23 protein-coding genes are annotated in these 23,142 nt (G+C 51.0%); 11 read left to right on the top strand and 12 right to left on the bottom strand.

All coding sequences use genetic code 11. From position 1 onward, the window contains the following. Positions 1 to 10 precede the first annotated feature (10 nt). From ftsA to lpxC, 3 genes are all read left to right on the top strand, one after another. Positions 11 to 1,237: a cell division protein FtsA gene (gene ftsA, locus EBA_RS00955; RefSeq protein ID WP_192372388.1), complete on the top strand. Its 1,227-nt coding sequence runs from the start codon at positions 11 to 13 to the stop codon at positions 1,235 to 1,237. A 24-nt stretch (positions 1,238 to 1,261) separates the two neighbouring features. Beyond that, on the top strand, positions 1,262 to 2,422 hold the full coding sequence (gene ftsZ / locus EBA_RS00950) for a cell division protein FtsZ (RefSeq protein WP_192372386.1): 1,161 nt from the start codon (positions 1,262 to 1,264) through the stop codon (positions 2,420 to 2,422). Positions 2,423 to 2,530: 108 nt separating this feature from the next. Then, positions 2,531 to 3,457, top strand: a complete 927-nt coding sequence (gene lpxC, locus EBA_RS00945) for a UDP-3-O-acyl-N-acetylglucosamine deacetylase (protein ID WP_192372384.1) — start codon at positions 2,531 to 2,533, stop codon at positions 3,455 to 3,457. Positions 3,458 to 3,531: 74 nt separating this feature from the next. Here the strand turns inward: lpxC and EBA_RS00940 are convergent, their stop codons facing one another. Genes EBA_RS00940 through EBA_RS00925 form a run of 4 tightly spaced genes read right to left on the bottom strand, consistent with a single transcriptional unit; the run spans position 3,532 to position 7,470 of the window. Continuing rightward, positions 3,532 to 3,996: a DciA family protein gene (locus tag EBA_RS00940; RefSeq protein WP_192372382.1), complete on the bottom strand. Its 465-nt coding sequence runs from the start codon at positions 3,994 to 3,996 to the stop codon at positions 3,532 to 3,534. Then, positions 3,993 to 5,636 (bottom strand): hypothetical protein, encoded by a 1,644-nt coding sequence (locus EBA_RS00935; protein ID WP_192372380.1) that lies wholly within the window; start codon positions 5,634 to 5,636, stop codon positions 3,993 to 3,995. The genes EBA_RS00940 and EBA_RS00935 overlap by 4 nt, the downstream gene beginning before the upstream one ends. 25 nt (positions 5,637 to 5,661) lie before the next feature. After that, positions 5,662 to 6,027, bottom strand: a complete 366-nt coding sequence (locus EBA_RS00930) for a DMT family transporter (RefSeq protein ID WP_192372377.1) — start codon at positions 6,025 to 6,027, stop codon at positions 5,662 to 5,664. Between the two features lie 3 nt (positions 6,028 to 6,030). Further along, a complete protein-coding gene (locus tag EBA_RS00925; RefSeq protein WP_192372376.1) occupies positions 6,031 to 7,470 on the bottom strand; it encodes a UbiA family prenyltransferase in 1,440 nt (479 codons plus the stop codon). Between the two features lie 301 nt (positions 7,471 to 7,771). On the opposite strand from EBA_RS00925, the gene EBA_RS00920 reads away from it, so the two are divergent. The 3 genes from EBA_RS00920 to EBA_RS24825 are packed head-to-tail and all read left to right on the top strand — an operon-like array spanning position 7,772 to position 10,331. Continuing rightward, on the top strand, positions 7,772 to 8,527 hold the full coding sequence (locus EBA_RS00920; RefSeq protein WP_192372375.1) for a pentapeptide repeat-containing protein: 756 nt from the start codon (positions 7,772 to 7,774) through the stop codon (positions 8,525 to 8,527). Positions 8,528 to 8,540: 13 nt separating this feature from the next. Beyond that, positions 8,541 to 9,935 carry an amino acid permease gene (locus EBA_RS00915; protein ID WP_192372374.1) on the top strand — a complete coding sequence of 465 codons (1,395 nt, stop codon included), beginning with the start codon at positions 8,541 to 8,543 and terminating at the stop codon, positions 9,933 to 9,935. A gap of 36 nt (positions 9,936 to 9,971) precedes the next feature. Continuing rightward, a complete protein-coding gene (locus tag EBA_RS24825; protein WP_407663523.1) occupies positions 9,972 to 10,331 on the top strand; it encodes a type II secretion system protein in 360 nt (119 codons plus the stop codon). Positions 10,332 to 10,635: 304 nt separating this feature from the next. Here EBA_RS24825 and glgC read toward each other — a convergent pair whose 3' ends face one another. From glgC to EBA_RS00895, 3 genes are all read right to left on the bottom strand, one after another. After that, positions 10,636 to 11,907 carry a glucose-1-phosphate adenylyltransferase gene (gene glgC / locus EBA_RS00905; protein ID WP_192372372.1) on the bottom strand — a complete coding sequence of 424 codons (1,272 nt, stop codon included), beginning with the start codon at positions 11,905 to 11,907 and terminating at the stop codon, positions 10,636 to 10,638. 89 nt (positions 11,908 to 11,996) lie between these two features. Beyond that, complete coding sequence (locus EBA_RS00900) at positions 11,997 to 12,470, bottom strand: carbohydrate-binding protein (protein WP_192372371.1); 474 nt, start codon at positions 12,468 to 12,470, stop codon at positions 11,997 to 11,999. Between the two features lie 247 nt (positions 12,471 to 12,717). Next, entirely contained in the window at positions 12,718 to 14,613 is a 1,896-nt protein-coding gene (locus tag EBA_RS00895; protein WP_192372370.1) for a transketolase C-terminal domain-containing protein, read from the bottom strand. A gap of 511 nt (positions 14,614 to 15,124) precedes the next feature. Here EBA_RS00895 and EBA_RS24505 point away from each other — a divergent pair. Both EBA_RS24505 and EBA_RS00890 read left to right on the top strand, forming a co-directional pair. Then, positions 15,125 to 15,247 carry a hypothetical protein gene (locus EBA_RS24505; RefSeq protein WP_267873563.1) on the top strand — a complete coding sequence of 41 codons (123 nt, stop codon included), beginning with the start codon at positions 15,125 to 15,127 and terminating at the stop codon, positions 15,245 to 15,247. A 445-nt stretch (positions 15,248 to 15,692) separates the two neighbouring features. Next, positions 15,693 to 16,160: a hypothetical protein gene (locus tag EBA_RS00890; protein WP_192372369.1), complete on the top strand. Its 468-nt coding sequence runs from the start codon at positions 15,693 to 15,695 to the stop codon at positions 16,158 to 16,160. 68 nt (positions 16,161 to 16,228) lie between these two features. On the opposite strand, the gene EBA_RS00885 is transcribed toward EBA_RS00890, so the two are convergent. The 3 genes from EBA_RS00885 to rluD are packed head-to-tail and all read right to left on the bottom strand — an operon-like array spanning position 16,229 to position 18,762. Beyond that, positions 16,229 to 17,104 carry a ZIP family metal transporter gene (locus EBA_RS00885; RefSeq protein ID WP_192372368.1) on the bottom strand — a complete coding sequence of 292 codons (876 nt, stop codon included), beginning with the start codon at positions 17,102 to 17,104 and terminating at the stop codon, positions 16,229 to 16,231. Position 17,105: 1 nt separating this feature from the next. Beyond that, positions 17,106 to 17,831 carry a peptidoglycan editing factor PgeF gene (gene pgeF / locus EBA_RS00880; RefSeq protein ID WP_192372367.1) on the bottom strand — a complete coding sequence of 242 codons (726 nt, stop codon included), beginning with the start codon at positions 17,829 to 17,831 and terminating at the stop codon, positions 17,106 to 17,108. Then, complete coding sequence (rluD, locus tag EBA_RS00875) at positions 17,812 to 18,762, bottom strand: 23S rRNA pseudouridine(1911/1915/1917) synthase RluD (protein ID WP_192372366.1); 951 nt, start codon at positions 18,760 to 18,762, stop codon at positions 17,812 to 17,814. Before rluD ends, pgeF begins: the two co-directional genes overlap by 20 nt. An 83-nt stretch (positions 18,763 to 18,845) precedes the next feature. Here rluD and EBA_RS00870 point away from each other — a divergent pair, with 83 nt between their 5' ends. From EBA_RS00870 to EBA_RS00860, 3 genes are read left to right on the top strand one after another with little or no spacing between them, the layout of a single operon-like run. Continuing rightward, positions 18,846 to 19,691, top strand: a complete 846-nt coding sequence (locus tag EBA_RS00870) for an outer membrane protein assembly factor BamD (protein WP_192372365.1) — start codon at positions 18,846 to 18,848, stop codon at positions 19,689 to 19,691. Between the two features lie 12 nt (positions 19,692 to 19,703). Further along, positions 19,704 to 20,915 carry a hypothetical protein gene (locus tag EBA_RS00865; RefSeq protein WP_225615814.1) on the top strand — a complete coding sequence of 404 codons (1,212 nt, stop codon included), beginning with the start codon at positions 19,704 to 19,706 and terminating at the stop codon, positions 20,913 to 20,915. Positions 20,916 to 20,969: 54 nt separating this feature from the next. Next, entirely contained in the window at positions 20,970 to 21,524 is a 555-nt protein-coding gene (locus EBA_RS00860) for a DUF2058 domain-containing protein (protein WP_192372363.1), read from the top strand. Between the two features lie 73 nt (positions 21,525 to 21,597). On the opposite strand, the gene trmB is transcribed toward EBA_RS00860, so the two are convergent. Continuing rightward, entirely contained in the window at positions 21,598 to 22,287 is a 690-nt protein-coding gene (gene trmB / locus EBA_RS00855) for a tRNA (guanosine(46)-N7)-methyltransferase TrmB (RefSeq protein WP_192372362.1), read from the bottom strand. Between the two features lie 190 nt (positions 22,288 to 22,477). Then, on the bottom strand, positions 22,478 to 22,996 hold the full coding sequence (locus tag EBA_RS00850) for a hypothetical protein (RefSeq protein ID WP_192372361.1): 519 nt from the start codon (positions 22,994 to 22,996) through the stop codon (positions 22,478 to 22,480). Between the last annotated feature and the right edge of the window lie 146 nt (positions 22,997 to 23,142).

Raw genomic sequence — 23,142 nt, 5'->3', positions numbered from 1 at the left:
AGCAAAAACAATGGCCAAAAAGACAGATCGAAATTTATTAGTGGGGCTGGATATAGGCACATCGAAAGTCGCAGCCATCGTCGGTGAATACCGGGGTGGCGACGAAATCGAAGTGATCGGTATCGGCACCGCACCGTCCAAGGGCCTGAAAAAAGGCATCGTGGTCAATCTGGAATCGACCGTACATTCGATCCAACGGGCGATCGAGGAAGCCGAGTTGATGGCGGGTTGCCAGATCAAATCGGTGTTTGCCGGTATCGCCGGCAGCCATATCAAAAGCCTGAATTCGCACGGCATCGTGGCGATAAAGGATAAGGAAGTCACGCAGCACGACATCGACCGGGTGATCGATTCGGCCCGGGCTGTGGCGATTCCGGCCGATCAAAAAATCCTGCACATCTTGCCGCAGGAGTTTGTGATCGACCAGCAGGAAGGCATCAAGGAACCAATAGGCATGTCCGGTATTCGTCTGGAAGCCAAGGTGCATATGGTCACCAGCAGCGTCAGCGCCGAGCAGAACATCGTCAAATGTATCCGCAAATGCGGATTGGATGTCGATGACATCGTTCTGGAACAACTGGCATCCTGCGCAGCGGTATTGACCGACGACGAGAAAGATCTGGGTGTTTGCCTGATCGACATCGGCGGCGGCACGACCGATATTGCGATTTTCTCGGAAGGCGCGATCAAGCACACGGCGGTGATTCCTATCGCCGGCGATCAGGTCACCAACGATATTGCCGTCGCGTTGCGGACGCCGACTAAAAATGCCGAAGAAATTAAACGCCAATATGCTTGCGCGTTGACACAATTGGCCGATCCGCAGCAAACCATCGCGGTACCCAGTATCGGCGACCGCGAGCCGCGCAAGATTTCCGCGCAAAACCTGGCGGAAATTGTCGAGCCGCGTTACGAAGAATTAATGTTGTTGGTGCAAGCAGAGTTAAGAAGAAGTGGGTATGAAGACTTAATTGCCGCCGGCATGGTGATCACCGGCGGTAGTTCGCAAGTAAGGGGATTGGTCGAGTTGGCGGAGGAAATATTCCATATGCCAGTTCGCATGGGTGTGCCGCTGCATGTCTCCGGTTTAACCGATGTGGCGGAAAACCCGATTTATTCGACCGCGGTGGGTTTGTTGCTTTACGGCAAGGATCATCACGGCCGAGCGCTAGGCATGAACGATGATAGCTCGGATTTATTGTCAAAAATCAAAAGCTGGTTTCAAGGAAATTTTTAATTATTTTGTCTGGAGGGTGTGAAAATGAAATATGAATTATTGGATAGTAGCGGCACCGCAGTTATCAAGGTCATCGGCGTAGGTGGCGGTGGCGGCAACGCGGTTAATCACATGGTGTCTGACGGTATCGACGGCGTGCAATTTATTTGCGCCAACACCGATGCCCAAGCCCTGCGGGAAATGAGCGTGGAATCCATCGTGCAACTGGGTGTAGAACTAACCAAAGGCCTGGGCGCGGGTACTCGCCCTGAAGTGGGCAGAGCGGCTGCGGAAGAAAATCGCGACCGCATTCGCGAAGTCATCGCCGGCGCCGACATGGTGTTTCTGACTGCCGGCATGGGCGGCGGTACCGGTACCGGTGCAATCGCTGTGTTTGCCGAAGTGGCTAAGGAGCTGGGCGTGTTGACAGTAGCCGTGGTATCCAAACCTTTCGATTTTGAAGGCTCCAAGAAAAAAGGCGTGGCCGATGCCGGCTTGCGCGAACTGGAAAAACTGGTCGACTCATTGATCATCATTCCTAACCAAAAATTGCTGCCGACTTTGGGTAACAATAAATCGTTGGTGGAAGCATTCAGCGCAGCTAACGATGTATTGCGCGACGCTGTGCAAGGTATTACCGAGCTGATTACTCACCCCGGCCTGATGAACGTCGACTTTGCCGACGTGAAAACCGTCATGTCCAACATGGGCAGCGCGATCATGGGTACCGGCGTAGCCAGCGGCGAAAACCGGGCTCGTTTGGCAGCAGAAAAAGCCATAGCCTGCCCATTGTTAGATGACAACAATCTGCAAGGTGCGCGCGGCATTCTGGTTAACGTCACCTCCAACGGCGACCTGGGCCTGAACGAGTTCGACGAAATCGGCAGCATCATGCATGCGTTCGCTTCCGAAGACGCCGACATGAAAATCGGTATGGCGGTCAACGCAGGAATGGGTAACGAAATCAAGGTTACTGTCGTCGCAACAGGCATGGGTGAAAAAGCCAAACAAGCCGCTTCGCCAATCAGTTTGGTTAAAAAAGTCGCGGCCGGCGAGATCAATTACGATCAATTGGACAAACCGACCATAGTGCGTCAGCAAAAACAGGAATCGGCTCGGGAATCTCGCTTCGGCGCGCAACCTAGAAACGATGTGGACCTGGATTATCTGGACGTACCAGCCTTCCTGAGACGCCAAGCAGACTAAGGTCGGCTTGCGGCAAGTCTATGAGGCAGCTGAGCCAAGTTCGGGGGGAGCTATCGCATAATCTGTGATAGACTCCCCGGCTTTGTTTTACCTATTTGTCGGCATTTCATGATTAAACAGCGTACCCTAAAAAACACCATCAGAGCCACCGGCGTCGGTCTACATACCGGCGACAAGGTCTATCTGACCCTGCACCCGTCCGAACCCGATACCGGCATCCGTTTTCGCCGGGTGGATTTGGAAACTCCGGTGATGATAGCCGCGCGCCCTGAAAATGTCGGCGAGACCAAGTTATCCACCACCTTGGTCCGTGATGGCGTCAAGGTTTCCACCGTCGAACATTTACTGTCGGCTTTAGCCGGTTTGGGCATAGACAACGCGATTGTCGACGTCAGCGCCGCCGAAGTACCTATTATGGATGGCAGTGCCGGACCGTTTGTGTTTCTGTTGCAATCGGCGGGCGTGGTCGAACAAGACGTGCCCAAACAATACATCCGTATCAAACGCGCCATACGCGTGGAAGATGGCGATAAATGGGCAGCCTTCGAGCCATTTGACGGCTTTAAAGTCACCTTTACTATCGATTTCGAACATCCGGCGTTTTCCGAGCATTTGAAAACCGCGGTGATGGACTTTTCCTCGACTACCTTTGTAAAAGAAGTCAGTCGAGCTCGCACCTTCGGTTTCATGAAGGACATCGAGTTTTTACGCGAGAACAACCTGGCGCTGGGCGGCAGCCTGGATAACGCCATTGTGGTCGACGACGATAAAGTCTTGAACGAAGACGGTCTGCGTTATGCCGACGAATTCGTGAAACACAAAATTCTCGACGCCATCGGTGACCTGTACTTGCTTGGCTACAGCCTGATCGGCGAATATCAGGGCTTCAAATCTGGTCACGCGCTGAACAACAAGTTGTTGCTAAGCCTATTGAACGACAAAGACGCCTGGGAAATGGTGACCTTCGATACCGCCGAAGAAGCCCCGATTTCTTTCATGCATTCCGCGCAAACATCATCACGTGCGACGGGCTAATCCCGCTCCACGTATAAATTTTTAGCTGTTCTGTGGCCGACCGACTTGATCGGCCACAATCGCAAACAAGTTCCTTAATCTTCCCGCAAGCGTTTCGCCAAAGTGGCGCCCAAACGCGTCAACGCCGCAGCCAACACATCCTGTTCATCCGCCTGCTTAAACTGCTGTGCAATCAAACCGACATTTTCCGCTGAGGGCAAGTGCGGTGTGCGTTTTGGCCGAAACGGCTCGCCTGTCGGCGGGACAATCCGAACTTGAAAGCGCACAATATAGGGATGCCCCGCACCATGCAATTTGTCTAAAATCGCTCGATTGAAAAACCGAATTTGCGATGCCCAGCTGGCCGAATCGCAGTACAAGAGTACCTGCAAACCGGACGCGACGCAGTACACGGCATGCTTGGCAATATCAGCCGGCAACGCCGTCCTGACAATGGCAAGCAAGGCTTGTTGCGCGGCAATTTTCGCCAAACACAAGTTCAGCTGCCTATTGTCAAAATCCAGAGCGGTCTTGAACACACCTTTGCGATAGGGAGTCATCGCAAAGGTGTGTGGTCGGCACCGATTTTTGAATACTCCAAAAGTAAGCCCTGCTGATCGTTTCTAAAAATCTGCCAGCCTTTTCCCAATAAGTGCTGCTCATCAACGGCTGACAATGGCAGGTTTTCAGGCTCCACACCGAATCTGCCCGGAAAGAATCCAACACGTATTGGTCTACTACCGGCTTGCTGCTTTATATCGTTTATGGCGTCGAGCACCGAAACATAGCCGTCGTTTGCGGACATGACCGCTCGCATCTCGCCGCCTTCAGCAGTTCCGGTAATGGCTTCAATCTGCCGCACGCGCGCACCACACTCAATACGAAACACATGTGCCCAATTCGATACCAAGTAGGTATCGGCCTGATTGCCGCACAAGTACGCTTTTCCGCTTGCAAAGGCGTGCGCCAACTTCGGATAGTCTTTGTCGCTGTTGCGAAAACTCTCCGAATATAGGGCATAGTTAACATGAAAAAAAACCAAACAGGCTGAAACCAGCAAACTGGCAGTCGTTAAGCCCTTAAAGACACCAGCCCTACCATGATTAGCCAACAGCACAAACAATCCAGCCAATAAATAGGGCGAATACTGCAGGGTATGGCGAAGATTAATCAATTCACCCCATTGATAGCGGGTTCTGGCGGCAACCACTACACAAGACCCCGTTACCAGATAAATCGTTGAGATGGCGAAGGCTTTTTTTCCGTCATTCGGCACGTTGGACCAGAGATATTTGTAAACAGTATAGACCGCGGCGATCAGCAACACTCCGAGGCCAAGCAAACCAGGCAGGGACCAGGCAACATAACGTGCACACTCACTACAAGCCGTTCCATCCTTCAGTAAGGCTTCAATATACGTGCGCAGATTCTCGACAAAACCTATCGTGCTTGGCCCCATCAAATAGGGATTTGGTGATCCAAACAGCACAAAATTTCTAAGCAACAGCGGCACTACAACCACGGCCATACCGAACATCGCCGCAAGAGTCTGTAGGACAACAGCACGCCGCTCCCGCGCCGCGCCGCTTAACCAGCAATAACCAAAATACAAAACAATCGTGGCCAGCAGTGCTAAATGCACATTTCTGATCGCATAGGCCACACCAGCGAGCAAACCGGCAAAGATAAAACCAACGATAGAGCGCGAATTAAGCGTCAAACCAATTGCCGCCGTCGCCAGCCATAAGCCGAATACATCGGTCAACCCCATTAGCGAATGCTTGAGCACCCCCGGCGATAACACAGCCAGTCCGGCCAATAGCAAGGCGTGGATCGTACCCAGGCTACGGCGAAAACTAAAAAATAATAACCAAGGCAGTGTTATCGCGGAAAAATGCGCCAAACCTACCGCAGCATCCTTCGCATCGATGCCAAAACTGGAAACGGCTGCCAGCACAACAGCAAAGCCGATTGGAAACAAACGATTCTCGACTTGATCCTGGTCACCCGGCACCAAGCCATACGGTGTATTCAGTAAGCTGCCGGAATCGAGAAAATTTCTGGCTTGCTCAATATAGCCGGCGCTGTCCGGCGAAAAAGGAAAACTCGGCGACCTGTAGTGCACATGCACCATTACCAGTAGCGAAATCGCCGACAGAATTAATAATTGATGTAAGCGCGCTCTAAATTTCCAAGTCATACGTGTTCGCTATCTCGTTAGACGATCAGGAGTTGGCCACCAGCCAAACGCCTTCGCAAATCAGCAGGATGCCCAATACCCGGAAGGCGGTGACTGTCTCGCCGAGCAGCATGCCGACCAGCACAGTCAGGGCGAAGCCCAAACCTACCAGAGGATAGGCCTTGCTAACATCCCAGGAAGCCAACACTTTCAGCCAAACCACCGCGCCAAAACCGTATAGGGCAAACCCGGCGAACACAAATTTGTTGGTCAACACAATCCAGGGCAGACGCGGCGTCAATGGTCCGGCCATGGCTTGTTTAACATCCAGGCTGGACATGCCGAGTTTCAACATAAACTGCGCGGCAACCGAAAGCACGATGCTAAAAATAGCAATCAGAAGAATTTGCATGGGTTATTCCAAATGTAAAAAATGAGCCGCAAGCACGGTCATCAGCATCAGCAGAATCGTTATCCGGCTGCCGTTGTCGCGAACCGCAAATACCAGCGGATCGTCATGCATTTCGCCGCGCGCAGTTTTTATCCACAAGCGTGCCAACCAATAAATCAAACCTATCGCCACAAACCATAATATTTGCGGATTCAGATAGCGGGCCTGGGTTTCCGCTGCGCTGATAAACAAGCCGAATACCACCACAGCACACAACGCCGAACTGACGCCCAACGGCCAAAGCACCGCCAAATCCGCCGTCCGGTAATCGCGACCGTGGGTAGTATCCCGTCCCTTCTGCTGTAACACTACTAATTCCGAACAGCGTTTTACCAAGGCCAGGCTAAAAAAGATAAACACCGAAAACGCCAATAGCCAGGAGCTGGTGTTAACGGAGGCCGCCACGGAACCAGCGATAATCCTGAGCGTATATAGCAGCGACAACACCATCACGTCGACCAGCACATACGTCTTAAGCCACCAAGTATAGGTGGTTGTTACCGTCAGGTAGAGCAACAACATTCCCAGGAAGGCCTGGGATACGTTAAACGCTAACACCAAGCCCAACGCTAACAAACCGAAAGCCGCCCCAAGGCCTTTCAGAATCGGCAATTCGGCGCTGGCAAACGGCCTGAATTTCTTGCGCGGGTGATTTCGATCACTGTCCAGATCCCACAAATCGTTACCCATGTAAGTCGCGGATGCCGCCAGCGAAAAGGCAAAAAAACCCAGAATTGCCGCACTTAGCTTGTCGAAATCCTGAAACGAAAAAGCCGTCAGCAAGGGCACAAATATCAACAGATTTTTCAACCATTGGTGCACCCGCAAAGCGCGCAGCCACAAACGAAGCTGATTAGCCTTGGCAGCGAATTCTTGTTCTACAGGCGTATTTTGTCTAACCGTCTTGGCAACCGCTTTTGAAGTATTAACCAGAATTGCGGCTTGCGCGGCTTGCCAGATCGGCAGATCGGCTTTGCTGTCGCCCGCATAAACAAAATTCGGTCCCACAGCCTGCCGGATGGCCTCCAGCTTATTCGCGCCTTTTAGGTTGATATCTTCATCGCTAGCCAACACTTGGTCAAACAAATTCAGATGCTGAGCTACCGCATCGGCAATATCGATATGCGCCGCGGTAGCCAATACCAGCCGCCGGCCTCGGCGCTTTTCCGCCCGCAGATATTCCAGTAAATCACTGCGATAGGGCAGGCTTTCTACCGTCAACGACGCCGCGTTTGCAACCCTAGCTTTAAAAGCGGCTCGCCCTTTTAACAACCAAATAGGCAATTTGAATATAGCCATCGGCTGCCGCTTACAGACCGTTATTACCGATTCCACCAACGTATCGGCAAGTGTCAGAGTGCCATCCAAATCCACGATCAAGGGGGCAAGCAATGTTTCCGTCATGTTATGTTTCTATAAGGTGATTGATGCAAGGCTGACAAATCGGCGATACCCGGACCCTCGAGCGCATTGTAATGTAACAGCAATTCCGTTAGCTATGTTTAACTGAGCTCGTAAACACACGCAAACCGATTCTTATCCAAACCAGCCCTCCCAAGATTTTAGCTGCATTTTCTCGTTGAGTCTGTCTGCCACCCTGTTACTATCAGCAAATCCAATAAAGCACCGGAAAATGCGTTTGAACTATCGGCAAAATATTCAAGCGGATTCTCCCAGCCAATGATGACAATATTGCGGAGGTTTTATGCCAAATTTACCGATCAAATTATTACTCGCGCTAGTTCTCGCCAACCAAAGCTTAACCCATGCCGCCGATCTCACTCGCGCCCAAGTGGAACAAATGCTGGCCAAAGCCGACAACCAGCATCCCGCCGACCTGCGCCGCAAAGATCTAACCGATCTGGACTTGTCCAATCTGGATTTTCGCAATGCCGATTTATGGGGTGCCGATCTAAGACGGTCCAATCTGAATAAAAGCAATCTCCAAGGCCTGACGCTGGATTTAACCGTGATGACCAATATCAAGCTCAACGCCGCCAATCTAGCCAACACCAGCATATTCGGCGTCAGCCTGATGCACGCCGACCTTAGCAACGCCGACATGAGTGGCAGCCGAGTGGTCGCCATCATGGACGGTGCCAATTTAAGCCACGCCAATCTCAGCGATGTGCAATGGGCGGCGGACATGAAGAATCAATCGATGGGCCTGATGCGTGCCAGCTTAAAAGGCGCCAATCTGACCGGCGCCAATCTTAGCAATGCCCAACTCGGTCGGGCCATGTTAAAACACGCCAAACTGAATAACGCCAATTTGCAAAATGCCGACCTGTATTCCGCCGAGATGGATGGTGCGAACCTGACCGGCGCGAATCTGACCAATGCCAATTTCTCGCAAGCCAAATTGCACGACGCGATTTTCAACGAGGCGGTGATCACCGGCACCCGCTTTGACGGCGCCCAAAACCTGCCCGATTCAGTAAAGCCTGACCCTTCCAAATAATCGAGACCACTTCATGCAAATCCCCAAGCAATTACTGCAACGCAAATCCGTTGAAGCTTTGACCGATGTCCAACATGGCTTAAAACAAACATTGACCGCCAGGGATTTAACCATCCTCGGCATAGGCGCGGTGATCGGTGCCGGCATCTTTGTATTGACCGGTATCGCTGCGGCCAAATACGCCGGCCCGGCCATCGTCGTGTCGTTCATTCTGGCCGGCATAGCCTGCGGCTTGGCAGCCATGTGTTACAGCGAATTGGCAGCGATGATTCCGGTGTCCGGCAGCGCTTACAGTTACGCCTACGCCACGATGGGCGAGTTGATGGCCTGGATCATCGGCTGGGATTTGATACTGGAATACGCTCTGGCTAGCAGCACGGTGGCGATAGGCTGGGCCGGTTATCTCACCAGTTTTCTGGATAACTTTGGCATACATTTACCGACCTATCTCACCACCGCCTACCTAGCTAATCCCGAGGCAGGATTCATCAATTTACCGGCCGTGACCATCATTTTATTGCTGACCGGCTTGCTGGTTGTCGGCATCCGTCAGTCGGCGATCTTCAATTTCGTGATGGTGCTGATCAAACTGACGGTGATAGTGGTGTTCATCATCGCCGGCTCCGGGCATATCCAAACCGAAAACTGGGCTAACTTCACCCCCTTTGGTTTCGGCGGCGTATTAACCGGTGCTGGCGTAATTTTCTTTGCGTACATCGGCTTCGATGCCGTGTCGACGGCAGCCCAAGAAGCCATCAACCCGCAACGTGACGTCCCCATCGGCATCATTGCCTCGCTGGCGGTCTGCACATTGCTTTACATTCTGGTGGCTGGCGTGCTGACCGGCATCATTCCTTACACCGAACTCAACGTCCCCGCGCCGATTGCACTGGCAGTAGATCATGTAGGCATGAGTTGGCTATCGCCCATCATAAAAATCGCCGCCATCGCCGGCTTGACCTCGGTGATGCTGGTGCTGCTGATGGGTCAAAGCCGCATATTCTTCTCGATGGCCAAAGACCAACTGCTGCCGCCGCTGTTTGCAAAAGTCCACCCCAAATTTCAAACCCCGCATTTATCCACCATTCTGGTCGGTGTAGCCGTATCGTTACTGGCCGGCTTCATGCCCATTGAGAAACTCGGCGAGCTAGTCAGCATCGGCACCTTATTTGCGTTTGTGTTGGTGTGCGGTGGCGTCTGGATTTTGCGGAACAGCCACCCGGAAATGCAGCGCCATTTCAAATGCCCGGCCGTACCTTATGTGCCCATCGCCGGGATTTTGGTGTGTTTGAGCTTAATGGTGGGTTTGCCGGCGGATACCTGGGTTAGGTTGTTTGTTTGGCTGCTGATCGGGTTTTTGATTTATTTTGGCTATGGGGTAAAACATAGTCACTTAAGGTCTTCTTGATACTAAGTAGCTTTCACGGCGTCACTTTGGCAGCGGATGCGATTTTCTCAGCACTTCAGAGCAGCGTGGCGTTTGACCAAATTGTATATTGGAATTGGCCGGTCTATGGGAAGCAGAAAGCCAGCTTCGAATGGGTTGAAGGCTTTCACTTTGATCGAATTGATCTCGGTGATTGCTATCGTGGGGATCTTGACGGCGACTGCGTTACCCCGTTTTGCCGGCCTCGGACGAGACGCCCACATAGCGTCTTTGAAGTCTATGGAAGCGGCATTCCGGACTGCCGCGACATTATTGCATAGCGCATGTCTGATCAAACCCTCCTGCGCATCGCCATCGGGCTTTTTCTATTTGCCTTACGACGGCCGGACATTGCTGATCACAAATACATATCCATAGGCTGGCGATGTGATTGGCGGCGACCAGATCGATACGATAATTATCTGTAGCAGTTTTGACGCAATCCTCGCGAATAATTTAACCACACGCTTTGATTTAAAGACCGCACTCAACCCCTCGACGTGTTCGATATCCTATAAACAAGCAGCCAAGCTAGGCGACGAACCGACGATCATCGTCACCAACACTGGTTGCTAAGCTTTAATAGACTATCTTCGATGCCGCAGCCTTCAAAAGCACCTAAGACATGAATGTGATAGGTCATGGATTTGGCTCAAAATACACGTTAACTTTTTGCCAGGTGTTATCTGACATAATGTAGTTTTTGTCCCAACATTTCGGCAGTTACTAGCACGACCCCGCCTTCGCTTACATAAAATCTACGTTTATCTTCATCAAGATTCTCGCCAATCACCGTGCCTGCCGGCATTTCACAGCCTTTCTCGACGATGGCTTTGGTAATACGGCAATTTTGACCTATGCGTACTTGCGGTAACAGGATGCTGTCTTTGACAAGCGATGATTCGTTCACCGTTACGTTGGAGAACACCATGGAGTGCTTGATGGTCGCTCCAGAAATAATCGAGCCGCCCGCGATCATCGAATCGACGGCCAGACCACGCCGGTCGTTATCGTCGAAGACAAATTTGGCCGGTGGCGTTTGTTCCTGATAAGTCCATATCGGCCAAGCACTATCGTACAAATTCAAATCCGGTTCGACACCGATTAATTCGAGATTGGATGCCCAATAGGCATCTATTGTCCCCACATCGCGCCAATAACTTTGTTGGCCACTTTGTAAATCCAAGAAGGGATAGGCATTAACGATATGATCGTCGATGACGGCCGGAATAATATCTTTGCCAAAATCGTTAGTGGAGTTTTCTATTTGAGAATCTTTAATTAATTGCTGCCATAAAAATTCGGCATTAAAGATATAAATACCCATCGACGCCAATGCAGTATCGGTTCTACCCGGCATCACGGGCGGATTGGCAGGTTTTTCGACAAACGCTCTGACGCGGCGATTTGCGTCTACATCCATTACCCCAAAAGCAGACGCGTCTTTTAATGATACTTCCAGACAGCCTATCGTTAAGTCGGCGTTTTTTTCGACGTGATCGATTAACATGGCCGCGTAATCCATTTTATAAATATGATCGCCAGCCAGAATTAAAATATGCTCGGGTTGGCGAGCTCTTAGAATATCGATATTCTGCAATACAGCATCGGCTGTACCTTTATACCAGGAGCTCTCGTCTATACGCTGCTGCGCCGGCATTATATCGACGTATTCACCAAATTCGCCGCGCATGAATCCCCAACCTTTTTGGATGTGGCGAATCAGTGAATCGGCCTTGTATTGCGTCATCACGCCGATTTTACGGATACCGGAATTCACGCAATTCGATAACGGAAAATCGATAATACGAAACTTGCCACCAAAAGGCACGGCGGGTTTGGCTCGCCAATCCGTCATATTCATTAACCGCGAGCCGCGTCCGCCGGCAAGAATTAAAGCAATAGTATTTTTAGTTAATTGATGGATATTGTGTGTGGGTGTGGGCGCTGACATTGCTATATCTTCAGAAAAATAAACTGTTGATCGAATATGTTATATAGGGTGTATCAAGATTTTTAAACCTAAAGATTACCGGCGAAAACTCAAAACACACGCATTTTTTCAAGCGAGGCAAATACGCTTGGGTCGCTAATATCCGGAGTGATATGTAATTCGATAATGCTTACCGCAGGTAAATCGACAATATGTTGTTCCGATTCCGCTGTGCAACCTTGTGGATTGAAATTCCACTGCTGACGGACGATTTCGACAAACGACTGCCCGTTATCCTGAGACATACGAATGATGTATTCTTGCGTTCTGACGATAGAGGATTCTAGAAAATCCAGTTGAATACATTTAACGGGCTGCGCCTGCTTAAACAGTAGTCGAATGGTTTGCTTTCCCGGCACTCCCGCTCGCCAACCTCGGTTAAAGCCTGGCAATAAAGCGGCTTCGATAGGGTGCTCCACATCCTCCGAAGAGACTTCAACGTCTGCAAGCTCCTCCAGACTCAGGTGCTGCGTCATTAAAGATGCTGCGTCGATCCGACTGTCCCCGATAATTCGTTTTTGCATGGTTTACCTGGCGTATGACTGCATTAAACAATCGAAATAATTTGAACTCGGCTTTGTTTGTCGTAATTAATTTGAAACACGGGTTGAGAGTTTTTTATTTGATCTGCAAGGGCCTCAGGCGCGGCATTGAGCTATTAAGACTTAAAAATTTCGGCATGGCTAGGCCTCTTTGAGAACAAAGTATTGTTACGAAGAATCGCAGCCGAAAAATATGGGCGCGTCCTTGCGCCCTAAGTCGAGGGGAGGATTAACCCTTTAAAAAGCTGGCCATGATGCCTGCTGGGTCAATACCTTGATGCGGGAATTGCTCCCATAGCCCACCGCAACCTTCTTTGTATGTACCGAGATGGGAGTATTTGGGCGCGTAACCGCGCTCCAATAGCCAAGAGCCCATGCGACTACCCAAGCCGGTTTTCCGATTGAAGGCTTCCACCACCATCACTTTTGGAGACTTGCCGATTTTAGCCAGCATGTCTTCATCGATGACATTCAGCGTTGGTTTGTTGATCAAACCGACATCAACACCTTGTTGTTTCAAGCGCTCGACAGCATCCAAGGAACGATATAGTGCTTCACCGAAGCTGACGATATAACCAGCGGTGCCTTCACGGATCACTTCGTCTTTACCGGAGACGAATTTGTAATCGCCGCCAAAAAACTCATTGCCGTTGCTATCCAGAATGGTTGGTACTTTGGAACGCGTTGAAAACACAAAACGCAAACCTGGGTTGAAGAAGACGGTTTCCAAACAAGCCTTCATTTGCAACGGATCGGCCGGGAAATACAGATTAGTGTCATAAGCATCGCTCAAGCCATTGTCGGCAAACATATTGTTCAAACCGAAGTGACAGGTGTTGTCGGCCATATCATCAATCCCGGAGTGGGAAAAATGGCTGAGCACGTTGGATTTGTTCAAGCGAGCCATGGTAATTTCTGACATCAGCATCTCTAAGAAGGCGCTGAAAGTACCGAAAATGCCCTGTTTGCCTGCTTCCATACCAAAACCTGCAGCAGCGGAGAAGTTGCCGCGCTCCATAATCCCTGAGGAGATAAACACTTCCGGGAAGGCTTTATGAATTTTGAACAGACCACAAGAGCCTTCCAGATCGCTATCGACTACGCGGACTTTTTCAACGCGTTCAGCTTCGCTCAGGCGACCAAGTATGTCGACACAGGCATCACCGAACACGTTGCGATTGGCATCCCAATTATCACTGGAACCCAGGAAAACGGCATCATTTTTAGGCGCTTTGACTTCTCTTAAATGATCAGCGGCAGCTTGTTGTCCATGTGATTCCAGGTATTCCAGAGCGACTTTAACGGAAACCACATCGTGACCATGGGTTGAACCTTCCAGACCGACGATACCAGGACACATTGGACGATGATTGATCACTGCAACCGGTCCAGGAGTATTAATGGCTGTGATAATGCGTTTATACAGATCATCCAAGTCTTCACCATCACCTTCCAAAACGGTGACGCCTTGGCCTGCCAGGGTTGCTGCGGTACTGCAGCCTTTCAGATAATGGGACGGGTGACCGGCAATGGTGACGTCGTTGTCATCGATAATCAGCTTCACATTCAGGTTTTGCGCTACCGCAAGACGAGCCGCTTCGGCATCGTTACCTTCCTGCTGCGAACCATCGGAACCCAGACAGAATACGGTTTTACCGGGATTGGCAATGGCTACGCCGTTGACATAAGGCCACATGTGACCCAACCGGCCGGAGCTGAATTTTACGCCTGGCGTAAAGCCTAACTCGGGATGGCCAGGCAAATGAGAATGTGCGGCGCGGTATTGCATCAGACGTTCTGCCGGCAAATCGCCGTTTAAAGTCGACATCAGGTACTGAGTCGCGACCCGGTGCCCGGCTTCGTCAAAAAATATTGGTACGAACCCATCCGCTGAACCACGGAATAAGGCATCCATGATCATCACTTCGGGCACCGTATCGTATGGTCCGCCTGTATGGCCGCCTACGCCACGCGCTGCGCCGGTGGCCGTGAAAAACACGATGGCATCGCGGCAAAGCTGGATATTGGCTTTTAGACTGACACGTTCTTCGGCGGTTAAAGTTGAATTATTTGGATTTAAAGCAATGCGCTGATAAGCGCCAAGATCGATTGGAAATTTGGACATAACTAAATCTCATGGTGAGGACATTATTTTTATAGACGCGCATTAGTTGTTGCGCTGTCATTTTTTACGCGGCACAAAGCAAAAAATAATACTTAGCTCTATTAAATATCCGTTGCTAATTAACTACAGTAATGCAGCTTTTTTTACAAAATCCGTTGCTATTTGTAGTCTTATATTTATTTTTTTATGCCGTTGTATCGAACCTTACACCCATTAAAACGGGCTTTGCAAGACTTATTAAATACGCATAATTTTGTATATAAATTGAAACGGATGGCCTTGATGGGCAAGCTCGAAGCAGCAGAATACGTTCCATGGAAAATCAATTAGTTATTCAACTTTTTCCTTCTGGCAGGGAAATATTCACCGCTAAAAAAATATTTTATTCTTCACAGCACGGCCGAACAAGCTGGGGATTTTTGCTTAAACCGGTGTGCTCAATCGTGCTACGAGGGCTGCTCTCATCAACTCAATTAGCCAATCTGAGCAAATACCGACCACGCTCGCTAACATGAATACAGACAATCTCAAAATAACAGCAATGGCCAACAGCTTGTTCAAGTTGCTTGAACTTGAAGCGGCAACACCTGATAAAACGAGCGATGCCGACAGCCTTGAAATCCACCCTATCTAGGTGACGTCAAAGCGCGAAGGCCACGCCCAAATTGTCCATCCAATACTAATTTCTCAGCAAACGAGCAGAGGCAGTTTAAATCGCGACGTTTTCGTGCAATTGCAGTATATGTTGGAAACGGTGTGCTTGGCGCGAAGCAAGGTCCGCAAGTAAGACTGGGCACCGTAGTTGTTTTCTCTGAAACGTGAGCTATGTTTTAAGTTACCTAAAGTAAAACCGCTGGGTGACGCTATATAAGTAGCTTCGATAGTTGATTAAATCGACTTACCGACGAGAGCGGCGGTTCGCTATCTTGATTTTCATGAATCCCGCCCCCGTCGCAACGTGTAAATTTATTAGGCAGTGCTTCCCTAAACGACAGCGAGTGCAAGCCAAGCAAACGTGAAGTTTCGAAGCGCTGCTGCAAATGGCCTTGGGATACGCCCAGTACAGTTAAAGTGTCTTTATGATATTGATTATTAAAAATATCCCGTCGATTACTCAAGAAAGCGAGTTGGGAGACTTCGTTGCTCCTGCGCTTAAATTTTGTCTATTATTGCCCTTCAGGCTGGGCAATATTCTAAAAACCGACATCTTTTGTCTTAAAAATATCAAGACCAACGTACTGTCGTTCCATGGCCGTATTTTTATTGACGATGAAAAAGCCGGAAAGCGCGTTATCGAAAGGCTGCATGGCAAGCGCTTCAAAAACAAAATCGTCGAAGTTAGAGAATATTTTATTCGTTCGGACAAAAACGACAGACGCTTAACTCAAAAACCGGTATCGACAGACATACTTGAAAAGCGTAAAGGGGAGCGCCGTTGCAATATTAAGCATGCTGGAGAGGCCGCCGCTTACACGAATGTATTTGATACCGAAAATATCTATCAAATTAGCCGCAGGTTACGGAATGACTTTTATGATGGCCAATAAAGCTTGAGCATGCGGTCCCTATATTTCACCCCGCACGTGTAAAAATCGCGGCGGCTCTGCGCTAGGGTTCAAATAATGCCGGTTTGCTCAACTCTCTCCCCTTCAATCTTTCCCTCAAACCGATGCGCTATCCCTTGCATCACCAAAATCAACACCACGCCTGCCAAAATAAAGCCAATCTGCTGCAACGAAGTTTTGATGTCGGTCTTCTGATGTAACGATGGGATCAAGTCGGCAACTGCAATGTAGATAAAACTGGAAGCGGCCAGAGTTAAAAAGTAGGGCAGGATGTGATGCAGGTCGCCCAAGCTGAAATACGCCAACACACCCCCAACTACCGTGCTCAAACTGGAAAGAATGTTGTAGAACAAGGCTTCACCGCGCTTGTAACCGCTATGCAGTAGGATGGCGAAATCACCGACTTCTTGTGGAATTTCGTGCGCAGCCACCGCCAAGCTGGTGACGATACCCAATTGCACGTCAGTCAAAAACGCCGCGCCGATCAGCACACCATCGACAAAGTTATGGATACTGTCGCCCAAAATGATGAACATGCCGGCCGGCCGGTGGCCGACTGGCTGCACTGGATGGTTATGACCGTGATTATGCTGATGGTCGTCATGCGACTCTTCGCCGTGAGCTTCGCAAGCGTGGGAATGGCAATGCCGCCAGACCAGCAGTTTTTCCAATACAAAAAACAGCAGAATACCGGCCAGAATCGTCGCCGAGAGGGCAGACATATCTTCGACAGGTACTTCTTCGAACGCATGCGGGATCAAGCCGCAAAACGCGCCCGTCAATAAAGCGCCTATCGCGAAGCTGATGCCATGCGGCAGAACGTGTTTTTGTTGGTGCTCGGGTAACAGTAAAAACACGGCGGCAGCCAGCACGCTCAGCACCCCGCCCAACGCAGTAAACAGGATAATCGACAATAATACGGTCAAATTAGTCTCTCCAGATCAGACTGGCCATGCGGCCAGTGGTCGCGCCGTCGCGGCGGTACGAGTAAAAGCGTTGTGGGTCGGCAACGGTACACAAGCCGCCTCCATAGACTTGTTCGACGCCCAGTTCAGCCAGCTTAATTCGTGCCAGCCGATAAATATCGGCCAGCCATTTACCTGGCTGCCCAGCACGAAACGCCACGGCGGCAATCGGGTTGTCCTTAATAAAAGCCTCCCTCACTTCGTCGCCAACTTCGAAATTGTCCGGCCCTATCGCCGGCCCCAGCCAGACGTGCACATCTTGGCAGCTCATTGCATACAGGGTTTCGGCGATGATGCCGGCCTGCAAGCCACGCCAGCCGGCGTGAGCGGCGGCAACTACTTCGCCGTTGTCGCCACAGAACAGCAGCGGCAAACAGTCGGCAGTCAGCACCGCGCAAACCGTGCCGGGCTGATCGGCGAAGCTGGCGTCGGCCTCTTCCAGACTTTCGGTTTCATCGGCATTCACTACCCGCACCCCATGCACTTGCTGTAGCCAGATCGGTTCGGACGGCAGTTGCAGCATGTCTTTGATGATGTAGCGGTTAGTTTTAACGTGCTGTGGGTCGTCGTTGACGTGGCTGGCCGGGTTCAAACTGGCGTAAGCGCCGGCGCTGACGCCGCCGGTACGCAGGGTAACGGCGGCATGTACATGCGCCGGTAGCGGCCAATCAGGCTTGATCCAATTCATTTTCGCCCAGTAGTTTTAATAGGTTTTGCATATCCTCGGGGATGGTTTGCTCCCATTCGCAATACTCACCGGTTTCCGGATGCTTCAGACCCAGTTTGGCCGCATGCAGGGCCTGACGTTTGAAATTACGGAAGGCTTCGGCCAACGCCGGGTTGCAATCTGCTGGCATTTGGAAGCGGCCGCCGTAAACTTGATCGCCAACCAGCGGATAATTGATGTGGGTCATATGCACTCTAATTTGATGGGTGCGGCCGGTTTCCAGCTTGACCCGAATCAGAGTGTGGCGTTTGAAGCGTTGTTCGAGGCGGTAGTGGGTAATCGCTTCCTTACCATCGCGGCGCACCGCGTTGCGTTTACGGTCCACCGGATGGCGGCCTATTGGCTCGTCGACGGTGCCGCCGGCGGTCATCCAACCCTTTACCAGAGCCAAATACTCGCGATGGATACTGCGCTCCTGGAGTTGTTCGACCAGACTGTTATGCGCCTGCAAAGTTTTGGCCACCATCAACAAGCCGCTGGTGTCCTTATCGATGCGATGCACGATGCCGGCGCGCGGCAGGGTATCCAGGCTGGGGGCGTGATTGAGCAAGGCATTCACCAGCGTGCCGTCCCAGTTGCCTACTGCCGGATGCACTACCAAGCCGGCTGGTTTGTTGACGATTAATAAGGAATCGTCTTCGTAAATGATGTCCAGAGGGATTTCTTGCGGTGCGTATTCGATGACGCGCTCGGCTTCGGCATCCAGCTCGATTTCCTCGCCGCCATCCAGTTTTTCGCGGCCCTTCATGATTTCGCCGTCCACCAATACCCGGCCGGCTTTGATCCAGGTTTGCAGCTTGCTGCGTGAATAATCGGGGAACACTTCGGCCAGACATTGGTCCAGTCGCATACCCGCCAGTTCCTCTGGAACCCTTGCCGTCAATATCGTCATAGTCGTTTTTAAGTTATACTCGCGGTCAGAACGCCGCCAAAAGCTGCAAAAAACCCGCAATATTACAACGTGTTGATAAACGTATGCGATTAGTTTTAGTAAAAACCGTTTTTATCGCCAGTCTGGCTTGGATGCTGCAAGGCTGCGAAACCCTGGAAGCCTTCATGAGCAAGGATTCTTCCGCCAGTAAGGAGGAAGAATACGCCGGCTGGGATGACAAGATGTTTCATGAAAAAGCCAAGGAAGCGCTGGATAATAAAAACTACCAAAAAGCCGTTACCCTCTACGAAGCGTTGGAATCTCGGTATCCGTTTGGCGATTACGCTGCCCAAGCGCAATTGAACGTTGCTTTCGCTTATTACAAAAACGACGATCCGGAAGCAGCGTTGGCTGCCGCCGACCGTTTCATCAAAATTCACCCGCGTAACCCTAGCGTCGATTACGCCTATTATTTGAAAGGCCTGATCAATTACAACCGCGGCATCGGCTTTATCGACCGCTTCTTGCCCACCGACTCTTCGCAACGCGATCCCGGTCCGGCCAAAGACTCATACGATAATTTCCAGGAATTGATCCGCCGCTACCCCAACAGCCAATATGTCGCCGACGCCAAACTGCGGATGATCGCGTTGCGCAACAATATGGCGATGTACGAAGTCCATGTCGCCGACTTTTACATGCGCCGTAAAGCCTATGTCGCCGCTGTTAACCGCGCCAATTACATCATTAAAGAATACCAACGCACGCCGGCGGTACCGTTTGCGCTGCAAATCATGCAGGACGGTTATCGGCAGTTGGGTATGGACGAATTGGCCGCTGATGCCGAACGGATTTACACTTTGAATTACCCGGCCGGCGCGCCGCAAGCCAACTACAAAGACGAAGGCGCCATCCAAAAAGTCTGGGACGCCATGGGCCTGGATAAATAAGGCTTGCGCCGTTTGACTTTTTTGCGGCCTGCTTGCTTAGGCTGGCTGCTGTTAAATATTGGCGCTGTTCACGCAGCTGAACCGGCGCCGCTGTTTCAAAACCGCTTTTTCACGCTGTCGCAGAACACGGAGCTGGTCTGCGCAACCAGCCAGCAAAACTTTACCCCCACCGCCGCACTAGCCGACATCATCCGTTTTTACGAAGTGGGCCATCCGGACTTGCGCAAACAAGCGGTGGCGGTGCTGACCGATCATAAAAACCAGGATTATCTCGACGACTTAGCCGATTACCGCGAGTCCTGCGCCGACAATATCGCCGGCGAACTCTGTGTACTTGAAAAGTATTGGGATGACCGTGAGGCCGCCTGGCGGGCGCTGGCCTTGTTCTATGACACCAAAACCGTCATCAAACACAGCGAGGATTACCGCTACGAAGTAAAGCGCTTCAACGCCGATCATCTGCGCCTGTTCGAAAAAGCCATCCGCAAAATCCCGGCTTTTTTAAGGCAAAGCATCAGCAAAGCCAAGCCGGTAGATAATCTGGAACAGGAAATTGCCGACAAGCCGACTGTGATGCAAGAGCTGATTCGCGACGCATTTCAGGAAGATTACAAAAACAGCATCTGGCAAGATCATACTCATCCGTTGACGCTGGTGCCGGGCATCGGTTTTCGCTCGCAGACCGTCGCCCAAGTATTCAGCGGCCAAAACCTGATTGTGTTTACCGTCAAAGCCTTCGACAAAGGCAAGGAAGGCGGCACTTATCGCGACATCGGCGTGCAATATCTGGTGGATTTTAGGCTGCCTATCGTCGTCCACGAGATCGCCCATACCATCGATAACTTCCATTTCTGGAACGGTCAGGACGATCTGTATTTTTTTTATAAATACCACAAGATTTCCAACGACGCAGACATCATGAAAATCATCGCCGAGGCCAAGTTGGCGCTGTGGCCGTCGAAATGGTTTGAGGCCTTCGAATATCTGGGCGAAGTTAACGAAGGCCGTTACGACGGCACCAGCCAGGAAAAGCTGGCCGAGTTGGTGGCCCAATACATCTTGATCCCGGAGCGCCTGCAGCACAGCGCGCCGGCGGCTTACCAGTGGTTGCGCGAAGACATTTTTCGCGGCATCGAATATCAAGGTTACGACCGCTGCGCCGCACCTTTGACCAGACCACTAAGCTGGTGGCAGTACGCCACCGGCAAGATGCTGGGCCAATAAAACTTTGTGCTATGCTGACCGCGAATTTTAACGTCGATAAACCGCTGTCTAGCCATGAAAAAACCGCAAACCTTATCACTGCAAGAGCAACTGCTTAAATCCGGCTTGAGCAACGATGCCAAGCTGAAACAAGTCAAAGCCGAGAAACGCAAACAAACCAAGTTGGAACGCAATACCGGCGTCGAGATCATCGACGAGATCAAACTCAGCGCCGAGCAACTGCGCCAACAACAAGTGGAACGCGACCGCGAATTGAATCGGCAACACAAATTGGCCGAGGAACAGAAAGCCCTGGTCGCACAGATCAAACAAATCGTCGAAATGAACCGTATCGCCCAGGATCCTAACGGCGTGGCTTATAACTTCACCGATGACAACAAGGTCAAAACCTTATACGTGGCGGAAAAAGTACGGGTGGCATTAATCAATGGCCGGGCTGGTATCGCCAAAGTAGATAGTCATTACCAAATCGTACCGGCAGAAGTCGCCCGAAAAGTACATGAGCGGGACGCCGCCGTTATAGTGGTGTTGAATGAAGCCACCCAGGATGTGGCGGCCGCCGACGATCCGTATGCGGCGTTTCAAATTCCGGATGATTTGATGTGGTGAAAACCGTTGGCTGAGCGGAGCCGGCGCGCGCTTCGACTCCACTCAGCGAATGTGTTATAGACTCTCGATCGGCTTAAACCTTCCGAAAAATCAAATCCCAAACCCCGTGACCCAAGCCCAAACCGCGGTTTTCAAACTTGGTTAAGGGCCGATAAGTTGGACGCTCGCAGAAGTCGTTGCTGAGGCTGCTGTTTTGCAAACCGGCGCCAGCCGACAATATTCCCAACATATCGTGGGCGTAATGTTCCCAATCGGTAGCCGCATGGAAGTAGCCGCCGGTCTGCAGTTTCTTGTTCAGCAATTCCACGAAACTGGGGCGAACGATACGGCGCTTGTGGTGACGACGCTTTTGCCAGGGATCGGGGAAAAACAGATGCACGCCGGCCAGACTGTAGTCGGCAATTTTCTGTTCCAGAATCTCGATGGCATCGTGATGATAAATCCGCACATTGTTAATGCCGCGTTGCTCCAGCAACATCATCAAATGGCCGACGCCGGGCCGATGCACTTCGATACCTAAATAGTTCAAATCCGGATTCGCCTCTGCCATCGCCGCCAAACTGTCGCCGTTGCCAAAACCGATTTCAACGATCAGCGGCGCTTGCCGACCGAAAGCCTGCTCGGCATCAAAGTTGGCTTGCGGGGACAGACAATATTTATCCCAGTGACTCTCCAGCGCCAGTTTCTGACCGGCGGTGGCACGACCTTGGCGGCGGATAAAGCTTTTGATGCGGGCTGGATCAATTTTTTGCGGTTCAGTCATGGAAATAGCGAGGGTTACTCGGGTAATGCTCAACGAAATTGGCAACAAGACCGGTCTTGGGTAGCGAGTATATCAGCTTAGTTATTATCGACAGGCTAACGATCCGGTAAGGGGTCTCAATCTCGATTGAGACCCCTCAATGATCTAGAAGTCCTGACTGACAACGCCATACAAACCCGAAAACGACGGCTCAATCATTTTCTATACACAGTTGCCCAGTGAGTGTCGCCGTTTGATATGTGATATTGCCGGTTATCTCAAATTGCCCGTGACTGCCTTTGAAGACTTTACTGCCGGCGACCACCGTCAGCATTTCGGTCGTCGCCGCATCAGGATTAAAAATCAGATCCTTGGTGAAAATCCGACCCAACTCTACAGAGCCCGCGCTCAGTTTGATCGCCGATACTGCCGTTAATTGGCCTACACCGTTGGCGATTACCCCGGAAAACGCGGTACCGGTCAGTTGTTGCTTGCCTAGCGTGGCCGTTAAGCTACCGGCAAAACAGACAGGCGGAGCCTCGGCTGGCAAGGGGCCTAGAAAAGTGGCATCGGGAAAATGCCTATCCTTGAATCGCAGAATATTACAGTCCGGATCGGCCGCGAAAGGCTGTATGACGCCGTTGATTGTCTTGCAAACGTAATCGCCCGCATTTGAGTTTGCGGAAACCAACAGCACTAACGCCGCGATCGTAAATGTCGATAAATTCATGATGAAATCCTTGGGGCTTTGACGAGAGGAAAAGTCTACCGATTTTGTAAGCATGCAGATGTAGCCAGCAATGGCCGCGCAAACACACCTTCTACCGGTCTTGTTTTGACAAGCTTCCAAAATGTAGCTGAGATACATCAACTATC

Source organism: Methylomonas albis (assembly GCF_014850955.1).
Taxonomy (GTDB): domain Bacteria; phylum Pseudomonadota; class Gammaproteobacteria; order Methylococcales; family Methylomonadaceae; genus Methylomonas; species Methylomonas albis.
This window is presented reverse-complemented; position numbering and strand designations above follow the sequence as displayed.

Bases quoted from the DNA above. Each gene is read 5' to 3' on its own strand.
- ftsZ (WP_192372386.1), top strand. From the start codon at position 1,262: ATGAAATATGAATTATTGGATAGTAGCGGCACCGCAGTTATCAAGGTC.
- trmB (WP_192372362.1), bottom strand. From the start codon at position 22,287: ATGACTGAACCGCAAAAAATTGATCCAGCCCGCATCAAAAGCTTTATC.
- EBA_RS00940 (WP_192372382.1), bottom strand. From the start codon at position 3,996: ATGACTCCCTATCGCAAAGGTGTGTTCAAGACCGCTCTGGATTTTGAC.
- EBA_RS00930 (WP_192372377.1), bottom strand. From the start codon at position 6,027: ATGCAAATTCTTCTGATTGCTATTTTTAGCATCGTGCTTTCGGTTGCC.
- EBA_RS24825 (WP_407663523.1), top strand. From the start codon at position 9,972: ATGCGATTTTCTCAGCACTTCAGAGCAGCGTGGCGTTTGACCAAATTG.
- pgeF (WP_192372367.1), bottom strand. From the start codon at position 17,831: ATGAATTGGATCAAGCCTGATTGGCCGCTACCGGCGCATGTACATGCC.
- ftsA (WP_192372388.1), top strand. From the start codon at position 11: ATGGCCAAAAAGACAGATCGAAATTTATTAGTGGGGCTGGATATAGGC.
- EBA_RS00860 (WP_192372363.1), top strand. From the start codon at position 20,970: ATGAAAAAACCGCAAACCTTATCACTGCAAGAGCAACTGCTTAAATCC.
- EBA_RS00915 (WP_192372374.1), top strand. From the start codon at position 8,541: ATGCAAATCCCCAAGCAATTACTGCAACGCAAATCCGTTGAAGCTTTG.
- EBA_RS00895 (WP_192372370.1), bottom strand. From the start codon at position 14,613: ATGTCCAAATTTCCAATCGATCTTGGCGCTTATCAGCGCATTGCTTTA.
- EBA_RS00925 (WP_192372376.1), bottom strand. From the start codon at position 7,470: ATGACGGAAACATTGCTTGCCCCCTTGATCGTGGATTTGGATGGCACT.
- EBA_RS00870 (WP_192372365.1), top strand. From the start codon at position 18,846: ATGCGATTAGTTTTAGTAAAAACCGTTTTTATCGCCAGTCTGGCTTGG.
- EBA_RS00890 (WP_192372369.1), top strand. From the start codon at position 15,693: ATGATATTGATTATTAAAAATATCCCGTCGATTACTCAAGAAAGCGAG.
- EBA_RS00920 (WP_192372375.1), top strand. From the start codon at position 7,772: ATGCCAAATTTACCGATCAAATTATTACTCGCGCTAGTTCTCGCCAAC.
- EBA_RS00850 (WP_192372361.1), bottom strand. From the start codon at position 22,996: ATGAATTTATCGACATTTACGATCGCGGCGTTAGTGCTGTTGGTTTCC.
- EBA_RS00900 (WP_192372371.1), bottom strand. From the start codon at position 12,470: ATGCAAAAACGAATTATCGGGGACAGTCGGATCGACGCAGCATCTTTA.
- lpxC (WP_192372384.1), top strand. From the start codon at position 2,531: ATGATTAAACAGCGTACCCTAAAAAACACCATCAGAGCCACCGGCGTC.
- rluD (WP_192372366.1), bottom strand. From the start codon at position 18,762: ATGACGATATTGACGGCAAGGGTTCCAGAGGAACTGGCGGGTATGCGA.
- glgC (WP_192372372.1), bottom strand. From the start codon at position 11,907: ATGTCAGCGCCCACACCCACACACAATATCCATCAATTAACTAAAAAT.
- EBA_RS00935 (WP_192372380.1), bottom strand. From the start codon at position 5,636: ATGACTTGGAAATTTAGAGCGCGCTTACATCAATTATTAATTCTGTCG.
- EBA_RS24505 (WP_267873563.1), top strand. From the start codon at position 15,125: ATGAATACAGACAATCTCAAAATAACAGCAATGGCCAACAGCTTGTTC.